Below are 17,062 nucleotides of genomic sequence, written 5' to 3'. Positions count from 1 at the left end.
CGCCCGTCCTAGCGTGCGGTGATGCGACACGGACTGGAGATCTGCTGCGGCGGCCCGGCGATGACCGCCGCCCTCCTGGTCGAGCTGGGCGAGCTGGCGGACCGGGCCGGCTGGGACGGGCTGTTCTTCGAGGACTATCTGATCTACTACGAGGGCGAGGATCCGCCGACGTACGACCCGTGGTTGCTGCTCGCCGCGATCGCCGGCCGCACCCGGCGGCTCCGGCTGGGCACCACGGTGACCGCGTTGCCCCGCCGGCGGCCGGCGAAGCTGGCCCGGGAGGTGCTCACCCTCGACCACCTCTCCGGCGGCCGGGCCACCGTCGCGGTCGGCGTCGGCGACCCGAAGGACCGGGGCCTCACCGCGTTCGGCGAGCCGACCGACCTGAAGATTCGGGCGGCGATGCTGGACGAGGGCCTCGACCTGCTGGTCGGGCTGCTCGGCGGCGAACGTGTCCAGCACCGGGGCGTCCACTACCGGGTCGACGGCGCGACGCTGCGGCCGGCGCCGGTGCGGTCGCCGAGGGTGCCGGTCTGGGTCGGTGGCAGCACCCAGGCGAAGGCGGTGCTGCGGCGGGCCGCCCGCGCCGACGGGATCGTGCCGTACAAGCTCACCGACACCGGCGACTGGGCAGACTTCGCCCCCGAGGAGGTGCACGACCTGGTGGCCGCGCTGCCGGCCACCCGTGCCGACGGTCAGCCGTTCGACGTGGCGATCGGCGGCCGGCGCCGCCGGCCGGACGAGCGCGCCGAACGCAGGTACCTGGGGGAGCTGGCGGCGGCCGGGGCGACCTGGTGGCTGGAGTTCGTCCCGGCCGGCGACCCCGCGGCGATGCGCGCGGCGGTCGCCCGCGGGCCGCTGCGCTGAGCGGGCGCCTGCTGGTGGCTGCGGTGCGCGGCCGGGTCAGCCGCGGCGGCGACCGGGCCGGGGCTGGGCGTCGTAGGCGATCCGGGCCGCGCCGACCCGGGCGAGATTGGCGGCGGACCAGTCGGCCAGCGTGGCGAACAGCGGCGCCAGGCTGCGGCCCAGCTCGCTGATCTCGTACTCGACCCGGGGCGGGACCTCCGGGTGGTACGTGCGCACCACCAGGCCGTCGCGTTCCAGTTGGCGCAGTCGCTGGGTGAGGACCTTGGGGGTGATGCTGGCCAGGCGGCGCTCCAGCTCGACGAAACGCTGCCGGCCGTACTCGTGCAGCGCCCACAGGATGGGTGTGGTCCAGCGGCTGAACACGATGTCCACCACGGGTGCGATCGGGCAGGCCTGTCCCGGATCTACCGCCCGCCCGTGCGCGGGAACGGTGTCGCTGGTCACCATCGCCTCCCCGGCCATTACTTTCCTCTAGGTACCTACTATATGCCGGCAACTAACGTGACCACGTGCCCACGGAGGGCAGGGAGAGGAGCGGATCATGATCGTGGTTACGGGAGCGACGGGCAACGTCGGCCGGCCCCTGGTGCGGGCCCTGGCCACCACCGGTGCGCCGGTGACGGCGGTGTCCCGGCGGGTCACGGCAGGGGACCTGCCGGCCGGGGTGCGGGCGGTGCCGGCCGACCTGGCCGAACCGGACGGGCTCAAGGCGGCGCTGGACGGCGCGGACGCGTTGTTTCTCCTGCTCACCGGGGAACTGCTGACCGGCGGGGCCGACCCGGGCGCCATCCTCGGCACCGCCCGCAACGCCGGCGTACGCCGGGTGGTCCTGCTCTCCTCCCAGGGCGTTGCCACCCGGCGACACCCCTCGGAGCTGGAGGACGCGGTCCGGGCCAGCGGACTGGCCTGGACGCTGCTGAGGCCGTCCGGCTTCCACTCCAACGCGCTGGCCTGGGCTCCCGGCGTGCGGGCCCAGCGCGTGGTGCACGCGCCGTTCGGCCGGGTGGCGCTGCCGACGGTCGACCCGACCGACATCGCCGAGGTGGCGGCCCGCCTGCTGCGCGAGGGCGACCACAGCGGTGCCACGTACGAGCTGACCGGCCCGCAGCCGGTCACGCCCCGGCAGCAGGTCGGGGCGATAGCGGACGCGCTCGGCGAACCGGTGCGGTTCGTCGAGCAGAGCCCGGAGCAGGCGCGGGCGGAGTTGCTGCGCTTCATGCCCGAGCCGGTCGTGACGGCGACCCTCGGCATTCTGGGCACCCCGGTGCCGGCCGAGCAGCGGGTCAGCCCCGACGTCGAGCGGGTGCTGGGCCGCCCGGCGCGGACCTTCGCGGGCTGGGCGGCGGAGAACGTGGCGGCCTTCCGCTGACCGGGCGTGCGCCGGTCCGACCGATGCCGGGCACGCCGGGCGTGGAATCGCTCGGCGTGCCCGGCCAACGGTCAGCCCTGCGGACGGGGGCAGAGGCAGAACGGCTGGCCGATCGGGTCGAGCAGCACGGTCCACCGCTCGCCGCCTGGCTGGAACTCCGGCTTCGTCGCGCCGGCGGCCAGGAACTCCTTCTCCGCGACCGTCACGTCGTCGACGTGTAAGTCGAGGTGGTAACGCTTGCCGGCGGCCTCGTCCGGCCAGGCCGGCGGCGCGTACCCGGGCACCAGGCCGAAGCCGATCGAGGTCCCGTCCTTGGTGATCATCGCGTACTCGGCCTGGCTGTGGGTGACCTCCCAGCCCAGGGCGCGGGAGTAGAAGGCGGCGTGGGCCGCGGGGTCGGAGCTGTCGAGACTGACCATCGCGAGGTCGGCGTGCACTGTCATGCCGCCCATCCTGCCGCCGGTACCTGACATCCTGTGGCAGGTACCAGGGGCACAAGTTCCTGCGCCCACCCGGTCCCGGTCTCTACCGTCTACAGGTGATGGGCAGGGAGCGGGCGTACCACCGGCCGGCCCGGCGACGCCGGCCGGTACGCGGCGGTGTGCTGGTCGCCGGCCTGGGGCTGGGCACCTGCCTGGTCGGGGTGGCCGGCCTCGGGCTGTGGAACGTGCAGGTGGTGCTGCAGGCCAACGGCCCGGTACGGGAGACCGCGGACGTGTTCTTCCAGCAGGTGGTCGCCGGCGACCCCGACCAGGCGTACGAGAAGTTGTGCCGGGACGCGCGCGGCCGGTGGAGCCAGGTCGGCTTCGCCAGCTGGGTACGCACCCCGCCGCAGGTCAGCGGCTACGAGATCGTCGACGTGTCGGTCGCCACCCGGGGCGGGCGCCCACGCGGCACGGTCACCGTGCGGCTGACCCGCGAGGGCGGCGCCAGCGAGCAGCGGGAGCTGCCGGTGGTGCAGGAGGACGGCAGGTGGCGGGTCTGCGGGGATCCGTTCTGAGGCCCGGGCCGGGGGTTCAGCCGCGCGGGCCCAGGTCGCCGGAGCGGTAGTGCCGGCGACAGAGCACCTGGTAGCGCACGTCGGCGCTGTCGACCGTGTCGCCGATGACCACCTGCTCGCCCTCGCGCACCACCCGCCCGTCGACGACCCGGGCGTTGAGCAGCCCTTCCCGGCCGCACCAGCAGAGCACCTCGACCTGGATGCGGGCCACCGCGTCGGCGAGTTCGAACAGCCGCTGCGCGGCCGGGAACAGGCAGGACCGGAAGTCGGTGGCCAGGCCGAACGCGTACACGTCGACGTCGTACTCGTCGACCAGTTCGGCCATCTGCTCGATGTGCTCCAGGTTGTAGAAGGACGCCTCGTCGCAGATCAGGTAGTCCACGCGTACCCCGTCGGCGAGGCCGTCGCGGACCAGGTCGCGCAGGTCCAGCTCGTCGGTGACCTCGATGGCCGAGTGGGCCAGCCCGATGCGGGTGGTGACCTGCGGGCCCAGCGAGCGGTCGATGCGGGTGGTGACCAGCCCTCGGCGGCCCTGCCGGGCGTGGTTGTAGTTCATCTGCAGGGCCATGGTGGACTTGCCGCAGTCCATCGGCCCCCAGAAGAACTTCAACGCGGCGGCGTGCAGCGGGCGCCCGTGCACGCCGCGCGCGGCGGCGCAGCCGCCGGCACGGTCGTCGCCGGGACGGGGCAGGGGCCGGGCCAGGCAGATCGGGGCGGCGTCGTCGGTCACGTCGGGGCAGCCTAGCCGATCGACGCGAGAGGATCTTGCTGGCGCGGCGGCCGGCTACAGCACCCGGGGCGGGGTGTTGCCGGCCGCGATGATGGCCCGGCGGATCGGCACGGCCGCCAGCAGCGCGAACCCGACCACGAAGAAGATCAGCAGGGAGACCAGGCCCACCCGGTAGGAGGAGGTGAGCTGGAACACCAGGCCGAAGGCGAGCGGCCCGAGCCAGCTGGTGCCCTTGTCGCTGATCTCGTAGAAGCCGTAGTACTCGCCCTCCTTGCCGGTGGGGATGAGCTGGCTGAACAGCGACCGGCTCAGCGCCTGGCTGCCGCCGAGCACCAGGCCGATGCAGCCGCCGAGGATCATGAACGGCACCGGCGCCTCGGCGGGCAGCCGGAACGCCGCGATGATCACCAGCGTCCAGAGCACCAGCGACAGCAGCACCGTCTTCCAGGCGCCGATGCGCCGGGCCAGCGCGCCCAGGGCGAGCGCGCCGCCGAAGGCCAGGAACTGCACCAGCAGGATCGTCACGATCAGGGTGCTCTGCTCCAGCCGCAGCTCCTCGGTGCCGTACTGGCTGGCCAGGGTGATGACGGTCTGGATGCCGTCGTTGAAGACCAGGAAGGCGAGCAGGAAGAACAGCGTCAGCGGGTACGCCTTGATCTCCCGCAGGGTGCGGCCGAGCTGGCGGAACCCGTCGGTGAGCACGTTGCCGCCGCCGCGCAGCGCCGCGGCGGTGGGGTGCTCGCGCAGCCAGCGCAGCGGCAACAGGGTGAACGCCGCCCACCACACCCCGGCCGACACGATCGACCAGCGGGCCAGGTCCAGGGTGCGCTGGTCGTTGCCCTCCTCGCTGAGCAGCGTGACCGCCACCAGGTTCAGCGCGAGCAGCAGGCCACCGCCGAGGTAGCCGATGGCCCAGCCGCGGCTGGAGATGGCGTCGCGTTCGTCCGGGCCGCCCAGCTGTGGCAGGAACGAGTTGTAGACCACGACGGCCGCGCCGAAGGAGATGTTGGCGATCAGGAACAGCATGCCGCCGAGCAGGTAGCGCTCGCCGGTGACGAACACGAAGCCGATGGTGGCCGCCGCGCCGGTGAACGCGGCCAGGGCCAGCAGTCGCTTCTTGTGCCGCGAGCGGTCGGCGACCGCACCGACCACCGGGAGCACGAACACGGTCAGGAACACCGACAGCGAGATCAGGTACGGGTAGTAGGAGCCGGCGGCGACCCGGATGCCCAGCGGGTGCACGGACCCGTCGCAGCTGTCCGCGCCGAGTTCGCAGCCGGCGGCCAGCTCGGCCACGGTGGTGAGGAACGGCCCGAGGAAGACCGTGATGACGGTGGTCTGGAAGGCGGAGTTCGCCCAGTCGTAGAGGTACCAGCCGGTGCGTTCGCGGCGGGTGCTGCCCGGGTGGGCGGGCTCGGCGACGGCGGGGGTGACCGTATCGGCCATCAGGGTCCTCGGGGCTCAGGCGGCCCAGTGGCCGCGGCTGCGGTAGACGTCGCGCAGCACGCCGACGTGATCGGTCATGATGCCATCCACACCAAGATCAAGTAAGTGGTGCATCTGGGCGGGTTCGTCGATCGTCCAGACGTGCACCTGCAACCCCAACCGGTGGCAGTACGCGACGAACCGCCGGTCCACCACCGGGATGCGCCCGTACCGGGGCGGCACCTGGGCGGCCACCACGGACGGGGGCAGCCGCAGGGAGCGCCCGTGCAGGCTGGCCATCCGGATCCGGGCCACCCCGCGCATGCCGAGGCTGGTGGCGACCTTCGGGCCGGCCAGCGCGCGCAGCCGGGTCAGCCGGGCGTCGCTGAACGAGGCGAGCAGCACCCGGTCGGCCGCGCCGGTGCGGCTGATCGTGGCGACGGTCGGCTCGACGCCGCCATCTGCCTTGACGTCGACGTTGAACCGGACCTCCGGCCAGGCGGCCAGGACCTCGTCCAGGCGGGGGACGACGGCGGCGCCGCCGACGCGGACCGAGGCGAGGTCGGACCAGCGCAGGTCGGCGATGCGGCCGGGCTCGCCGGTGACCCGGCGCAGGGTCGGATCGTGGAAGATCACCGCCACCCCGTCGGCGGTGGCGTGCACGTCGGTCTCCACGTACCGGTAGCCGAGGTCGATGGCCCGGGCGAACGCGGCGGCGGTGTTCTCGTCCCCGTCGGCCGCGCCGCCCCGGTGGGCGAAGGCCAGCGGCGGCGGGGCGTCGAGGTAGCCGTGTCGGGGCTGCACGCCGGCAGTATGCCCGGTGCGGGTGGCCCGCCGGTGACCGGCCGGCATCACCCGAACTAATTTCCCTATCCTTCCCTATCCTGCTTACGATAGGGAGCGATGAGTGATGACCTGTACTCGGTCGAGCAGGTGGCGGAGCTGCTCGGCCTGCACGTGCGCACCGTGCGCGGCTACATCCGTACCGGCCGGCTCCGCGCGGTGCGGATCGGCAAGCAGTACCGGATCGCCCGGGCCAACCTCGACGCGCTGACCGGCCGGCCGGGACCGCCGGCCGGGACCGCCGCGCTGGAGGTATCGAGCGTCGTGCGGGTCGACGGCGTGGACCGGCGCACGATCGACCGGATCACCACCCTGGTGCACGCCGCCGCCAACACCGGCCACGACCTCGCCCACCCGCTACGTGTGCAGACCGTCCACGACGAGGAGCGCCACCGCATGACGATCATGATCCTGGGCGACGCCGTCGCCACCGCCGACCTGCTGCGGCTGGTCGACGTCGTGCTGCGCGACGGCGGCCTGCTCACCGGGCCGGTGCGCGATGCCTGACCTGATCGAGGAGCGCGCCGGGGTGCCGGTGCTGGTCTGCGACCCGGCCGGCCCGCCGCTGACCACCGAACGCGACGCCCTGGACCTGATCGGCGCGGCCTTCGCCGGCGCCGAGGTGGTCGCGGTGCCCGCCGAGCGACTGGATCCGGCCTTCTTCTCCCTCGGCAACCGGTTCGCCGGGGAGATCATGCAGAAGTTCGTCAACTACCGGCTGCGGCTGGTCGTCGTCGGCGACATCAGCGCCCACCTGGCGGCCAGCGCCGCGCTGCGGGCCCTGGTCGTGGAGTCCAACCGGCACGACCACGTCTGGTTCGTGCCGGATCTGGCCGCCCTCGACGGGCGGCTGCGGGCCCGGGCCTGACCCCACGATGTCACCCCCGCGCGGTACGGTCCGCACCACCGCACGGGGAGGCGACAGATGGTGGACGGACAGGGCTGGACCGGGCTCGGCTACCGGTCCTGGGCAGACGCGACGCAGATCCGGGACCGGCTGGCGGCCGGCGCGGACCCCGACGCGGAGCTCGACTGGAGCGACACGCCGCTGCACCGGGCCGCCGTCTCGGGCACGCCGGAGGTGATCGCGCTGCTGGCCGCCCGGGTCCGCGACGTCGATGCCCTGCGTGCCGGGCGGACCGCGCTGTGGCAGGCGGTCGACAACAGCCGCCACGACAACGCCCGCGCCCTGGCCGCGGCCGGCGCGGATCCGTGGCTGCCGATGATGTCCGGCTGGTCGCCGGGGCGGCTGGCGTTGGCCGGCCCGGAGCCGGAGCTGTTCGGCCCGCCGCCGCCCGGCGCCGGACTGACCGACGCCGAGCGCGACGCCGTGGCCGAGGCCCGCCGGCTGATCGCCGCGCTGGGCGAGATCTGGTACGACGGCATCGGCCTGGCCTGCGTGGCGGGGCTCGACGCGGCGGAGGTGGTGCGCCGGCTCGACGCGACCCCGGTGCCCGAGGCGGAGGCGACCGGCGCGGCCACGCTGGACATCGTGGGGGTCACCGACGTGCCGGGCGGCTGCGTGGTCACCCAGCCGTGGGGTTACGCCCCACAGCAGCCGGGCGTGCTGGGGCTCGTCTCGGTGGGCACCCGCTGCTACGGCCTGTACGCCAACCCGAAGAGCGGCAACCAGGGCAGCATCGCCGTGGACGGCGCCATCGAGGGCTGGGACCTGCACCCCGGTGGTTGGGCCGGCGAGGGCGACCCGCCGGAGCTGGTGCTCGCCGCCTACCTCTACCGGCACCGGGCGGAGGCCTACAGCTGCGCGTACGCCGGGCTGCGGCTGACCGACCCGCGGGCGGTGACCGGCCCGCCCGACGCCTGGGTGCGGCTGCCGGAGCGGGACTGGTGGGCCTGGCCCTGACCCTCGGCGCCCCCGGGCCGTGCCCACGGCGGCGGTGTCAGACCGGTCGGCGGCGGTGGCTGCGGCTGGTGTCGACCGGTCGGCCCGGGTCGACGTGGCGGGGCCGGTCCGGCTCGTCGGGGCGCAGCGGGGCCAGGCTGTCGGTGAGCGCGTCGATGATCCGGTCGGTGGCCCGCCGGGCGGCCCCGGGAGTGTCGGGGTGCAGGTCCTGCAGCGGCACCGGGGCGCCGAAGTGCACCCGGATCACCGGCCGCCGCAGCACGGCGCGGGCCAGTGCCGGCAGCATCCCCTTGGGCGTCCGGTACGGCAGCACCTCGTGCGAGCCCCACTGGGCGACCGGTACGACGGCGGCGCCGCAGGCCAGGGCGAGGCGGGCGGTGCCGGTCTTGCCGCGCTCGGGCCACATGCCCGGGTCCAGCCCGATGCGCCCTTCGGGGTAGACCAGCACCACCGAGCCGGCGGAGACCGCGGCGGCGGCGGCCGGCAGGGAGCGGTGCACGGCGTCGGTGCCCCGGTCGACCCGGATGTGCCCGGCACGACGCATCAGCGGCCCGACGACGGGGGCGCGGAACAGCCCGCCGGTGGCCATGATCCGCGGGGCGACGCGGCGGGCCCGGCAGGCGGCGGCGAGCACCACCGGGTCGAACGGGCTGATGTGGTTGGCGGCCAGGATCAGCGGTCCGCGCCGCAGCGCGTCCGGCACCTCCCCGGTGACCTCGAGGCGGCCGAGCAGGCCGACGACGGCGCGGGCGAGTGCCTGGGCGGCGCGCCAGATCAGGGGTGGCTGCCATGGGGTGCTGTTCATCAGTGCTGGATGGTCGCACGCGCCGGGGTGAGCGGGGCACCCGATCCCGGTCACCCGCCGGACGCGCCGCGGGGACGCGGCCGGCGGGCGCGTGGCGGGGAGGCGGCTGGCGGGCCGCCCCGGGGGCGCGCCGGCCGCCTCGTCGCGGGGGTCACTCCGCGTAGGGCTGGTTCTCGCCCTGGGCGCTGTAGCCGAGGCTCCAGATGTAGCCGTCGAGGTCGGCGAAGGAGCCGCCGTAGCCGCCCCAGGGCAGCGGGCCGGCGGGCTTGAGGATTGTGGCGCCGGCCTTCTCGGCCTCCGCCATGACCTCGTCGACCCGCGTCTCGCTGCGGACCACGTAGGTGAGGACCAGCCCGCTGAAGCCGCTGCCCTGGGGGCTCGTGCCGACCTGCTCGGCCAGGCCGTCGCGGCCGTAGAAGCCGACCGGCGAGCCGCCGTCGGAGGCGAAGAACACCGAGACGCCGTAGTCCTGCGCGACCTGCCAGCCGAGGCCTTCGGTGTAGAACCGCCTGGTCCGCTCCATGTCCCGGACGCCGAGGAGGATCGCGCTCACGTGCGCTTTCATGCCTTGTCTCCTGTTCCGTGCTTTCTGATCATCCAGACGTCAGTCACGCTACGGAGCGGTCCGGGAACCGCGCTTCTTCAATCCTGATCGGTTGGTCCCACCGGGCCCGGGTGATCAGGGTCATTGGTCCCGGGTCGGTTCGGGCCCCACGGCCCTGCCGGTTTCTCTACGACGCCGAGTAGTATTTACTACGTCTCGTAGTATGAACAGCTGGGGGTTTTCAGGTGGACGCGTTGGACGTCGCCCGCTGGCAGTTCGGTGTCACCACCGTCTACCACTTTCTCTTCGTACCGCTGACCATCGGCCTGTCCGTGCTGGTGGCCATCCTGCAGACCCTGTGGCACCGCAGCGGCAACGAGCGCTACCTCAAGCTCACCAAGTTCTACGGCAAGCTCTTCCTGATCAACTTCGCGATGGGCGTGGTCACCGGCATCGTGCAGGAGTTCCAGTTCGGCATGAACTGGTCGGACTACTCGCGCTTCGTCGGCGACATCTTCGGCGCGCCCCTGGCGATCGAGGCCCTGGTCGCGTTCTTCCTCGAGTCGACCTTCATCGGCCTGTGGATCTTCGGCTGGGACCGGCTGCCCAAGCGGCTGCACCTGGCCGCCATCTGGGCCGCGGCGATCGGCACCAACCTGTCCGCCTACTTCATCCTGGCCGCCAACTCGTTCATGCAGAACCCGGTCGGCTACCGGATCAACCCGGACACCGGCCGCGCCGAACTGACCGACTTCGTCGCGGTGCTCACCAACAAGGTCGCCCTGATCACCTTCCCGCACACCCTGGCCGGGTCGTTCCTGGTCGCCGGGTCGCTGATCGTCGCCGTCGGCCTCTGGCACGTCATCCGCAACCGGGGCAGCGCCGACACCGGCGGCTACCGCTTCGCCACCCGGTTCGGCTCCTGGGTGGTGCTGATCTCCTCGGCGCTGGTCATCCTGACCGGCGACATCCAGGGCAAGATCATGACCGAGGTGCAGCCGATGAAGATGGCCGCCGCCGAGGGCCTCTACACCACCGAGAGCCCCGCCTCGTTCTCCGTGCTCACCGTCGGCAGCCTCGACGGCAGCCGCGAGCTGTTTGCCATCAAGATCCCGTACCTGCTGTCGTTCCTCGGCACCGGCGACCCCAACGGCACCGTGCAGGGCATCAACGACCTGCAGGCCCAGTACGCCAGCCAGTACGGCGCCGGCAGCTACACCCCGATCATCCCGGTCACCTACTGGAGCTTCCGCTTCATGATCGCCTTCGGGCTGGCCGCCGCCGCGATCGCGCTGCTGGTGCTCTGGAGCCAGCGCAAGGGCCGCACCCCGCGCAGCCGGTGGCTGCTGCGCGCCGGCCTGGTCATGCCGGTGCTGCCGCTGCTCGCCAACTCCTTCGGCTGGATCTTCACCGAGATGGGCCGCCAGCCGTGGATCGTCTTCGGCGAGATGCTCACCCGCAACGGCGTGTCCCGCAGCGTCTCGCTGACGGAGGTACTCACCTCCTTCACCGCGTTCACCCTGATCTACGCCACCCTCGCGGTGATCGAGTTCAAACTGCTGGTCCGCTACGCCAAGGCCGGCGTACCCGACGTCGCCCCGCAACCGGCCGACGACGACGACACCGACGACGCCGAGCGCCCGCTCGCCTTCGCCTACTGACCCCCGGAGCCCATCGTGGAACTGACCACCATCTGGTTTCTCCTCGTCGCCGTGCTCTTCACCGGCTACTTCATCCTCGAAGGCTTCGACTTCGGCGTCGGCATGCTGCTGCCCGTGCTCGGCCGCGACGACCGGGAACGCCGCGTCCTGATCAACACCATCGGCCCGGTCTGGGACGGCAACGAGGTCTGGCTGATCACCGCCGGCGGCGCGATGTTCGCCGCCTTCCCCGAGTGGTACGCCACCCTGTTCTCCGGGTTCTACCTGCCGCTGCTGCTCATCCTGCTCGCGCTCATCGCCCGCGGGGTGGCCTTCGAATACCGGCACAAGCGCGCCGAGGCGTCCTGGAAACGCCGCTGGGACCAGGCCATCTTCTTCGGCTCGCTGATCCCGGCGATCCTGTGGGGCGTGGCCTTCGCCAACATTCTGCGCGGCGTGCCGCTCGACGCCCAGCACGAGTACGTCGGCGGCCTGGTCGACCTGCTCAACCCGTACGCCCTGCTCGGCGGCCTGACCACCCTGGGCCTGTTCCTCACCCACGGCGCGGTGTTCCTCGCCCTCAAGACCACCGACGACATCCGCCGGCGCGCGGGCACCCTCGCCGTGAAGCTCGGCGTCGGCACCGCTGTCGTCGCGGTGGCCTTCCTGAGCTGGACGCTGACCATCCGGTCCAGCGCGGCCGCCGTGGTGCTCGCCGTCGCCGCCGCCCTCGCCCTGCTCGGCGGTCTGGCCGCCGCCGCGGCACGCCGGGAGGGCTGGGCGTTCACCGGCACCGCCCTGGCCATCGCGCTGGCCGTGGCGACCCTGTTCGCCGCGCTGTTTCCGAACGTGCTGCCGTCCACCCTCGACGCCGCCGGCACGCTGACCGCCAGCAACGCCGCCTCCACCCCCTACACCCTGAAGATCATGACCTGGGTGGCGGTGATCTTCACCCCGATCGTGCTGGCCTACCAGGGCTGGACCTACTGGGTGTTCCGCAAGCGGATCGGGGTGCGCAACATCCCGCAACACTGATCGACGGCGTGAGCGCGGAAAAACGCGGGGCCGGTGCGAGGGGGTCGCACCGGCCCCGCGGGGCGTTCAGGGGAGGGGCGGTCAATCGGTGGCCCGCCTGTCCGCCCACACGCGGCCGGAATTCCACGGGTGCTCCCGACTGAGAGGGCCGTGAGGCGGCCGTGGTCGCCGACCCCTGGCGACGTCATATTCCGCCCGCAGCCGCTGCGCTCGCCGCGCCAGACCCGCGACGTCCACCTCCGGGCGGTACAACGACGCCCACAGCTCCTCTTCCAGCCGGATCGCCGCTGCCTCCCACGGCGCCTCCGGCTCGTCGGGCTCCGCACCGTCCTCGACCGCCGCCTGCCGGTACGCCGCCTCCGCCCGGGCCCGCGACGCCAGGATGTCCGTGACCGACGCGAAGGGGTGCTGCTCCAGCGGCACCGTCCACGGTCGGGTCCGGCCGATCCTCGCCACTCCCAGCGCCTTCACCAGCGCGAACAGCAGATCGTCCGCCTCGACCGGATGCTCGTGTCCCAGCACCGCTCGCAGCCGGGTCGCGTCCGCCCGAAGCCCGGCCGCCGCCGACCACGCCATCAACTCCGCGATCACCTCGTCAGCGGTGCGTCCGACCGGTTCCGGCAGCCCGCGCGGCTGGTGCCGGTAGACCCCGCACGGTCGGTCGGTGTCCCACAGGTGCGTCAACGGTCCCACCTCGTCCGGCGTCGCCGTCGCCATCACCGCGCAGTCGCCGTCGCTGACGTAGGCGGCGAAGACCGGCCGCCCCGTCGAGGTGGCGAGCGCGCCGGCCGGAGCGAGCAGGTCCGGAGGATCGTTCCACCCGCTGGTCTCCAGCAGCTGCCAGCCGTCACTCAGCTCCCGCAGCCACCGGTGTCGGTATCCGAATCCGCCGACATCGTCCTGGTCGACCAGCAGACCGTCAGGCCGCGCCACCACCACCGTGCCCCAGTAACCCACCGGGGCAGCCTAGGCGGTCCTTCCAGGAAGCGGTTCCCTCCGGCCTCGTCGAGGACGCGGCGGAAACCCAGCAGATGCCGCGCGCCCGGCCGAGGCGATTTCCGACCGGGACGCGCGGCGGGGCTCAGTGGGCCTCGCGCAGCTCCGCCAACCGGGCCTCGATCTCCGCCAACTCGGCGCGCAGCTTCTCGGCCTGCTGCTCCGCCTCGGCGCGCTCGGCGGCGAGGATCTGCTCCACCGCCTCCTGCACCCCCGGCACGTCCACCAGCGCCACCATCCGCAGCGCCTCCGCCGGCTTCACCACGTACGGCTTGGCGAGGGCCTTCGTGCCCTGCTGCGCGGCCACCGTCCACTCGCCGTCGGCGTACGCCAGCGTCACGGTCAGCCCGGCCGGGCCCTTCGGCTTCACCGCCTTCACCGCCCGCCGTGCCGGCTTCGGCTCCGCCTGCTGCTGCGCCACCCTCGGCTCCTCCCGGCGCGGCGCCGGCACCGGCGGCGCGTCCAACACGAACGCCGGCTCCGCCGGCGCCGGCGGCTCCTCGACGGGCGGCTTCGCCTCGGCCGGCTTACGCCCGGCGCCCTTGGGCGCGATCGCCACGTCGGCGGGGGAGAAGGGCAGCTCGTCGCGGCCGAAGCGGACCACCACGAACTCCTCCGACAGCTCCGGGTCGGTCAGCTCCACCACCTGCCCGAGCTGCCCGGCCATCTGACCCGCCGCCGCCGTGAACACCACCCGCGGCTTGCGGCCCGCCGCCAACGCTTCCCGGATGCCCTGCACCTCGTCAGTGGACAAACCCTGACCCGCCATCACGCCCTCTTCCGTACACCTGTCTGATTGCAGCCTTGATACCAGCCGACTGCGACAACCGGAAGATCAACCCCCCAGCGCGCGCAGCGCCGCGTCGGCGTGCTCGGTCATGCTCAGCTCGCTGTGCACCACGGCGAGCACCCGCCGGTCCGGGTCGATCACGAACGTCATCCGCCGCGTGCTCAACGCCCCCAGCGGCAGCCGCCGGCGCACCCCGAACGCGTCCGCCACCGTCCCGTCGACGTCGGACAGCAGCGGATAGTCGAAGCCGTGCCGCCGGGAGAACTCCGCCTGCCGGTCCACCGGATCCCGGCTGATGCCCACCCGCTGCGCGCCGACCGCGGCGAACTCCGCCGCCAGATCGCGGAAGTGGCAGCTCTCCGCCGTGCACCCGCGGGTCATCGCCGCCGGGTAGAAGAACAGCACCACCGGCCCGGCCGCCAGGAACTCCGACAACCGCCGTAGCGTGCCCGTCTCGTCCGGCAGCGCGAAATCCGCGACCTGATCCCCGACACCCACAGCCACCTGGCACCTCCGCCCGTCGCGCCGACCCGGTGAGCCTAGGCGGTCAATCCCACACCGCGGCCACCTCGGCGGCCACCACCGCCGCCTGCGCGTGCCCGGCCCGCGCCGACCCGGCCCGCCGCGCCGGATCCAGCAGGTTCCGGCCGATCGCCCGCCGCGATCCGCTGTCCGGGGTCACCACCACCACCCGCGACCCGGCCGACCGCAACTGGGCCACCTGCGCCGCCAGCCGCGGCCCCGGACCGAACCCGGCCGTCACCGGCGCCAACACCACCACCGCCGCCGCGCCGGCCGCCAGGTCCGCGTTCACCGACGAGCGCACCCCACCGTCGACGTAGCGGCGCGTCCCGATGGTCACCGGCGGCCACACCCCGGGCACCGCGCAACTGGCCCCGACCGCGTCCACCAGCGACACCCCGGCGTCGGCGTCGAAGACCACGAACTCGCCGGAGGCCGCGTCGACCGCCGTCACCAGCAGCCGCCGCGCCGGCCACTCCCGCACCGGCAACCGGGACTCCAGCACCGCCCGCCGCGACGCCTCCGACGGGGTACGCGCGGCCAGCGCCATCGCCCCGACCCGCGCCCGTGACCGCTGCGCGTCGCCGCCCCGGGCGCCCGCCCACGCCCAGCGCAGCAGCACCGCCACCCCCAGCCGGGCGGTCAGCTCACCACGCGGCGGGCGCAGCTGCGCCGCGTACAGCTCCGCCAGCGGCGTGCCGGAGCACACCTGCGCCCCGACCACCGATCCCGCCGACGTGCCCACCACCAGGTCCGCGCCGGCCAGGTCCACGCCCCGGTCGGCCAGCCCGGCCAGCAGCCCCAACTCCCACGCCACGCCGGTCACCCCGCCGCCACCCAGCACCAACGCCCGCGCCATGGTGTGACCGTCCTCTCCACCCGCATCCCGTCCCGGCCACGGTAACGTCACCCACACCAACGGGGCAGGGGAGAGGGCATTGACGTCCGTCACCATCGTCACCGGCGGCGGCCGTGGCATCGGCGCCGCCACCGCCCGGCGGCTGGCCGCCGCGGGCCACCACGTCGCCATCGGCTACCGCAGCGACCACGCCGCCGCCCGGGCGGTGCTGGCCGACATCGAGGCCGCCGGCGGCCGCGGGGTGGCCGTCGCGGCCGACACCAGCGACCCCGACCAGGTGCGGCGCCTCTTCGACGCCGCCGCCGACCTCGGCCCCCTCACCGGCCTGGTCAACAACGCCGGCATCACCAGCCCGATCGGCCCCTTCACCGAGCTGCGCGCCGACGACCTGCGCCGCGTCGTCGACGTCAACCTCGTCGGGTACGTGCTCTGCGCCCAGCAGGCGGCGCGCCGGATGGCCGACGGCGGCGCCATCGTCAACGTCTCCTCCGCCGCGGCCACCCTCGGCAGCCCCGGCGAATACATCCACTACGCCGCCGTGAAGGCCGCCACCGACACCCTCACCGTCGGCCTGGCCAAGGAACTCGCCCCCCGCGGCATCCGGGTCAACGCCGTGGCCCCCGGCATCATCCGCACCGAGATCCACGCCCTCTCCGGCGCGCCCGACCGGCCCGACAGCGCCGCCGGTCGCATCCCGCTGGGCCGGGCCGGGGAGCCCGACGAGATCGCCGGCGCCATCGCCTTCCTCCTCGGCCCCGACTCCTCCTACACCACCGGCGCGGTCCTGCGCATCGCCGGCGGCCTCTGACCGGCACCGGACCTCGCCCGCCACCGGCAACCCTGCCGGTCGTGCGACCGGCACACCGCGCGGGATGCGACGATGAGCGCGTGAAGATCTTGTCCGTGCAGTCCTCGGTCGCCTACGGCTACGTCGGCAACTCCGCCGCCGTGTTCCCCCTGCAACGACTCGGGCACGAGGTCTGGCCGGTGCTCACCGTGCACTTCTCCAACCACACCGGCTACGGCGCGTGGCGCGGCCCGCTGCTGGCCCCGGCCGACGTCGCCGACGTCATCGCCGGCATCGAGGACCGGGGAGTCCTCGGCACCGCCGACGCGGTGCTCTCCGGCTACCAGGGTGACCCGGCGATGGGCGCGGTCATCCTCGACGCCGTCGACCGGGTCAAGGCCGCCAACCCGGACGCGGTCTACTGCTGCGACCCCGTGATGGGCGACGTCGGCCGCGGCATGTTCGTCCGCCCCGGCATCCCCGAGTACCTGCGCGACACCGTCGTGCCGCGCGCCGACATCGTCACCCCCAACCAGTTCGAGCTGGAGTTCCTCGCCGGGCGCAGCACCGACACCATCGACGACCTGCTCGCCGCCGTCGACTCCGTGCGGGCCACCGGTCCCCGGCACGTCCTGGTCACCAGCGTCCTGCACGGCGACCTGCCCGCCGGTCACCTGGAGGTCGTGGCGGTCTCCGACGAGGGCGCCTGGGCGGTCACCACCCCGCTGCTGCCGATCACCCCCAACGGCGGCGGCGACGTCACCGCCGCGCTGTACCTGGCCCACCTGTGCAGCACCGGGTCACCGGCCGCCGCCCTGGAGAAGACCACCAACTCGATCTTCGCGGTGCTCGACGCGACGCTCGCCGCGGGCACCCGCGAGCTGCAACTCGTCGCCGCCCAGGACGCCATCGCCGACCCACCCACCCGGTTCACCGCCCGCCGGCTGCGCTAGCACCCCGGCGAACCGGACAGGCCGCCGCACGCC

21 protein-coding genes are annotated in these 17,062 nt (G+C 73.6%); 10 read left to right on the top strand and 11 right to left on the bottom strand.

Features of this window, described 5'->3' with window-relative positions; translation table 11 throughout:
- Positions 1 to 21: 21 nt before the first annotated feature.
- A complete protein-coding gene (locus tag LQ51_RS26445) occupies positions 22 to 867 on the top strand; it encodes an LLM class flavin-dependent oxidoreductase (protein ID WP_052745066.1) in 846 nt (281 codons plus the stop codon).
- Positions 868 to 903: 36 nt separating this feature from the next.
- On the opposite strand, the gene LQ51_RS26440 is transcribed toward LQ51_RS26445, so the two are convergent.
- The gene (locus LQ51_RS26440; protein WP_231605890.1) at positions 904 to 1,311 is read right to left on the bottom strand and encodes a winged helix-turn-helix transcriptional regulator; all 408 of its coding nucleotides are present in this window, start codon (positions 1,309 to 1,311) and stop codon (positions 904 to 906) included.
- A gap of 97 nt (positions 1,312 to 1,408) precedes the next feature.
- On the opposite strand from LQ51_RS26440, the gene LQ51_RS26435 reads away from it, so the two are divergent.
- Positions 1,409 to 2,236 (top strand): SDR family oxidoreductase, encoded by an 828-nt coding sequence (locus tag LQ51_RS26435; protein ID WP_046570300.1) that lies wholly within the window; start codon positions 1,409 to 1,411, stop codon positions 2,234 to 2,236.
- Between the two features lie 71 nt (positions 2,237 to 2,307).
- Here the strand turns inward: LQ51_RS26435 and LQ51_RS26430 are convergent, their stop codons facing one another.
- Complete coding sequence (locus tag LQ51_RS26430; RefSeq protein ID WP_046570348.1) at positions 2,308 to 2,679, bottom strand: VOC family protein; 372 nt, start codon at positions 2,677 to 2,679, stop codon at positions 2,308 to 2,310.
- 98 nt (positions 2,680 to 2,777) lie between these two features.
- Here LQ51_RS26430 and LQ51_RS26425 point away from each other — a divergent pair, with 98 nt between their 5' ends.
- The gene (locus tag LQ51_RS26425; RefSeq protein WP_046570298.1) at positions 2,778 to 3,236 is read left to right on the top strand and encodes an Rv0361 family membrane protein; all 459 of its coding nucleotides are present in this window, start codon (positions 2,778 to 2,780) and stop codon (positions 3,234 to 3,236) included.
- 16 nt (positions 3,237 to 3,252) lie between these two features.
- Here the strand turns inward: LQ51_RS26425 and LQ51_RS26420 are convergent, their stop codons facing one another.
- The 3 genes from LQ51_RS26420 to LQ51_RS26410 are packed head-to-tail and all read right to left on the bottom strand — an operon-like array spanning position 3,253 to position 6,195.
- Entirely contained in the window at positions 3,253 to 3,966 is a 714-nt protein-coding gene (locus tag LQ51_RS26420; protein ID WP_046570297.1) for a thymidine kinase, read from the bottom strand.
- Positions 3,967 to 4,020: 54 nt separating this feature from the next.
- Entirely contained in the window at positions 4,021 to 5,412 is a 1,392-nt protein-coding gene (locus LQ51_RS26415) for an MFS transporter (RefSeq protein ID WP_046570295.1), read from the bottom strand.
- Between the two features lie 15 nt (positions 5,413 to 5,427).
- Entirely contained in the window at positions 5,428 to 6,195 is a 768-nt protein-coding gene (locus tag LQ51_RS26410; protein ID WP_046570347.1) for a glycerophosphodiester phosphodiesterase, read from the bottom strand.
- A gap of 99 nt (positions 6,196 to 6,294) precedes the next feature.
- Here LQ51_RS26410 and LQ51_RS26405 point away from each other — a divergent pair, with 99 nt between their 5' ends.
- From LQ51_RS26405 to LQ51_RS26395, 3 genes are read left to right on the top strand one after another with little or no spacing between them, the layout of a single operon-like run.
- Positions 6,295 to 6,741 (top strand): helix-turn-helix domain-containing protein, encoded by a 447-nt coding sequence (locus LQ51_RS26405; protein WP_046570293.1) that lies wholly within the window; start codon positions 6,295 to 6,297, stop codon positions 6,739 to 6,741.
- Positions 6,734 to 7,102: a DUF4180 domain-containing protein gene (locus LQ51_RS26400; RefSeq protein ID WP_046570292.1), complete on the top strand. Its 369-nt coding sequence runs from the start codon at positions 6,734 to 6,736 to the stop codon at positions 7,100 to 7,102. The genes LQ51_RS26405 and LQ51_RS26400 overlap by 8 nt, the downstream gene beginning before the upstream one ends.
- 57 nt (positions 7,103 to 7,159) lie before the next feature.
- Positions 7,160 to 8,098: an ankyrin repeat domain-containing protein gene (locus LQ51_RS26395; RefSeq protein ID WP_046570290.1), complete on the top strand. Its 939-nt coding sequence runs from the start codon at positions 7,160 to 7,162 to the stop codon at positions 8,096 to 8,098.
- 37 nt (positions 8,099 to 8,135) lie between these two features.
- Here the strand turns inward: LQ51_RS26395 and LQ51_RS26390 are convergent, their stop codons facing one another.
- Together LQ51_RS26390 and LQ51_RS26385 are read right to left on the bottom strand one after the other, a co-directional pair.
- Positions 8,136 to 8,903 (bottom strand): lysophospholipid acyltransferase family protein, encoded by a 768-nt coding sequence (locus LQ51_RS26390; protein ID WP_046570289.1) that lies wholly within the window; start codon positions 8,901 to 8,903, stop codon positions 8,136 to 8,138.
- 151 nt (positions 8,904 to 9,054) lie between these two features.
- Positions 9,055 to 9,468, bottom strand: a complete 414-nt coding sequence (locus LQ51_RS26385) for a VOC family protein (protein ID WP_046570287.1) — start codon at positions 9,466 to 9,468, stop codon at positions 9,055 to 9,057.
- A 224-nt stretch (positions 9,469 to 9,692) separates the two neighbouring features.
- Between LQ51_RS26385 and LQ51_RS26380 the strand changes: the two genes are divergently transcribed.
- Together LQ51_RS26380 and cydB are read left to right on the top strand one after the other, a co-directional pair.
- On the top strand, positions 9,693 to 11,108 hold the full coding sequence (locus tag LQ51_RS26380) for a cytochrome ubiquinol oxidase subunit I (protein ID WP_046570286.1): 1,416 nt from the start codon (positions 9,693 to 9,695) through the stop codon (positions 11,106 to 11,108).
- A gap of 15 nt (positions 11,109 to 11,123) precedes the next feature.
- Positions 11,124 to 12,122: a cytochrome d ubiquinol oxidase subunit II gene (gene cydB / locus LQ51_RS26375; protein ID WP_046570284.1), complete on the top strand. Its 999-nt coding sequence runs from the start codon at positions 11,124 to 11,126 to the stop codon at positions 12,120 to 12,122.
- An 81-nt stretch (positions 12,123 to 12,203) separates the two neighbouring features.
- Here cydB and LQ51_RS33010 read toward each other — a convergent pair whose 3' ends face one another.
- The 4 genes from LQ51_RS33010 to LQ51_RS26355 all read right to left on the bottom strand — a co-directional run bounded on the left by LQ51_RS33010 (position 12,204) and on the right by LQ51_RS26355 (position 15,289).
- Complete coding sequence (locus LQ51_RS33010; RefSeq protein WP_046570283.1) at positions 12,204 to 13,079, bottom strand: hypothetical protein; 876 nt, start codon at positions 13,077 to 13,079, stop codon at positions 12,204 to 12,206.
- A 124-nt stretch (positions 13,080 to 13,203) separates the two neighbouring features.
- On the bottom strand, positions 13,204 to 13,887 hold the full coding sequence (locus LQ51_RS26365; protein WP_046570281.1) for a hypothetical protein: 684 nt from the start codon (positions 13,885 to 13,887) through the stop codon (positions 13,204 to 13,206).
- Between the two features lie 66 nt (positions 13,888 to 13,953).
- On the bottom strand, positions 13,954 to 14,412 hold the full coding sequence (locus tag LQ51_RS26360; protein ID WP_046570280.1) for a peroxiredoxin: 459 nt from the start codon (positions 14,410 to 14,412) through the stop codon (positions 13,954 to 13,956).
- A 43-nt stretch (positions 14,413 to 14,455) separates the two neighbouring features.
- The gene (locus LQ51_RS26355; RefSeq protein WP_046570278.1) at positions 14,456 to 15,289 is read right to left on the bottom strand and encodes a patatin-like phospholipase family protein; all 834 of its coding nucleotides are present in this window, start codon (positions 15,287 to 15,289) and stop codon (positions 14,456 to 14,458) included.
- A gap of 79 nt (positions 15,290 to 15,368) precedes the next feature.
- On the opposite strand from LQ51_RS26355, the gene LQ51_RS26350 reads away from it, so the two are divergent.
- Entirely contained in the window at positions 15,369 to 16,097 is a 729-nt protein-coding gene (locus LQ51_RS26350; protein WP_046570276.1) for an SDR family NAD(P)-dependent oxidoreductase, read from the top strand.
- A gap of 80 nt (positions 16,098 to 16,177) precedes the next feature.
- Positions 16,178 to 17,029 (top strand): pyridoxal kinase PdxY, encoded by an 852-nt coding sequence (gene pdxY, locus LQ51_RS26345; protein WP_046570274.1) that lies wholly within the window; start codon positions 16,178 to 16,180, stop codon positions 17,027 to 17,029.
- Positions 17,030 to 17,062 lie beyond the last annotated feature (33 nt).

It is taken from the genome of Micromonospora sp. HK10 (assembly GCF_000982955.1).
In the GTDB taxonomy this organism is placed as follows: Bacteria; Actinomycetota; Actinomycetes; order Mycobacteriales; family Micromonosporaceae; genus Micromonospora.
The sequence above is the reverse complement of the archived record's forward strand: the minus strand, read 5'-3'. Positions and strand labels throughout refer to the sequence as shown.

Excerpts from the sequence above, each read along its gene's own strand:
- LQ51_RS26445 (WP_052745066.1), top strand. The coding sequence starts at position 22 with ATGCGACACGGACTGGAGATCTGCTGCGGCGGCCCGGCGATGACCGCC.
- LQ51_RS26435 (WP_046570300.1), top strand. The coding sequence starts at position 1,409 with ATGATCGTGGTTACGGGAGCGACGGGCAACGTCGGCCGGCCCCTGGTG.
- LQ51_RS26430 (WP_046570348.1), bottom strand. The coding sequence starts at position 2,679 with ATGACAGTGCACGCCGACCTCGCGATGGTCAGTCTCGACAGCTCCGAC.
- LQ51_RS26425 (WP_046570298.1), top strand. The coding sequence starts at position 2,778 with ATGGGCAGGGAGCGGGCGTACCACCGGCCGGCCCGGCGACGCCGGCCG.
- LQ51_RS26415 (WP_046570295.1), bottom strand. The coding sequence starts at position 5,412 with ATGGCCGATACGGTCACCCCCGCCGTCGCCGAGCCCGCCCACCCGGGC.
- LQ51_RS26405 (WP_046570293.1), top strand. The coding sequence starts at position 6,295 with ATGAGTGATGACCTGTACTCGGTCGAGCAGGTGGCGGAGCTGCTCGGC.
- LQ51_RS26400 (WP_046570292.1), top strand. The coding sequence starts at position 6,734 with ATGCCTGACCTGATCGAGGAGCGCGCCGGGGTGCCGGTGCTGGTCTGC.
- LQ51_RS26395 (WP_046570290.1), top strand. The coding sequence starts at position 7,160 with ATGGTGGACGGACAGGGCTGGACCGGGCTCGGCTACCGGTCCTGGGCA.
- LQ51_RS26390 (WP_046570289.1), bottom strand. The coding sequence starts at position 8,903 with ATGAACAGCACCCCATGGCAGCCACCCCTGATCTGGCGCGCCGCCCAG.
- LQ51_RS26385 (WP_046570287.1), bottom strand. The coding sequence starts at position 9,468 with ATGAAAGCGCACGTGAGCGCGATCCTCCTCGGCGTCCGGGACATGGAG.
- LQ51_RS26365 (WP_046570281.1), bottom strand. The coding sequence starts at position 13,887 with ATGGCGGGTCAGGGTTTGTCCACTGACGAGGTGCAGGGCATCCGGGAA.
- LQ51_RS26355 (WP_046570278.1), bottom strand. The coding sequence starts at position 15,289 with ATGGCGCGGGCGTTGGTGCTGGGTGGCGGCGGGGTGACCGGCGTGGCG.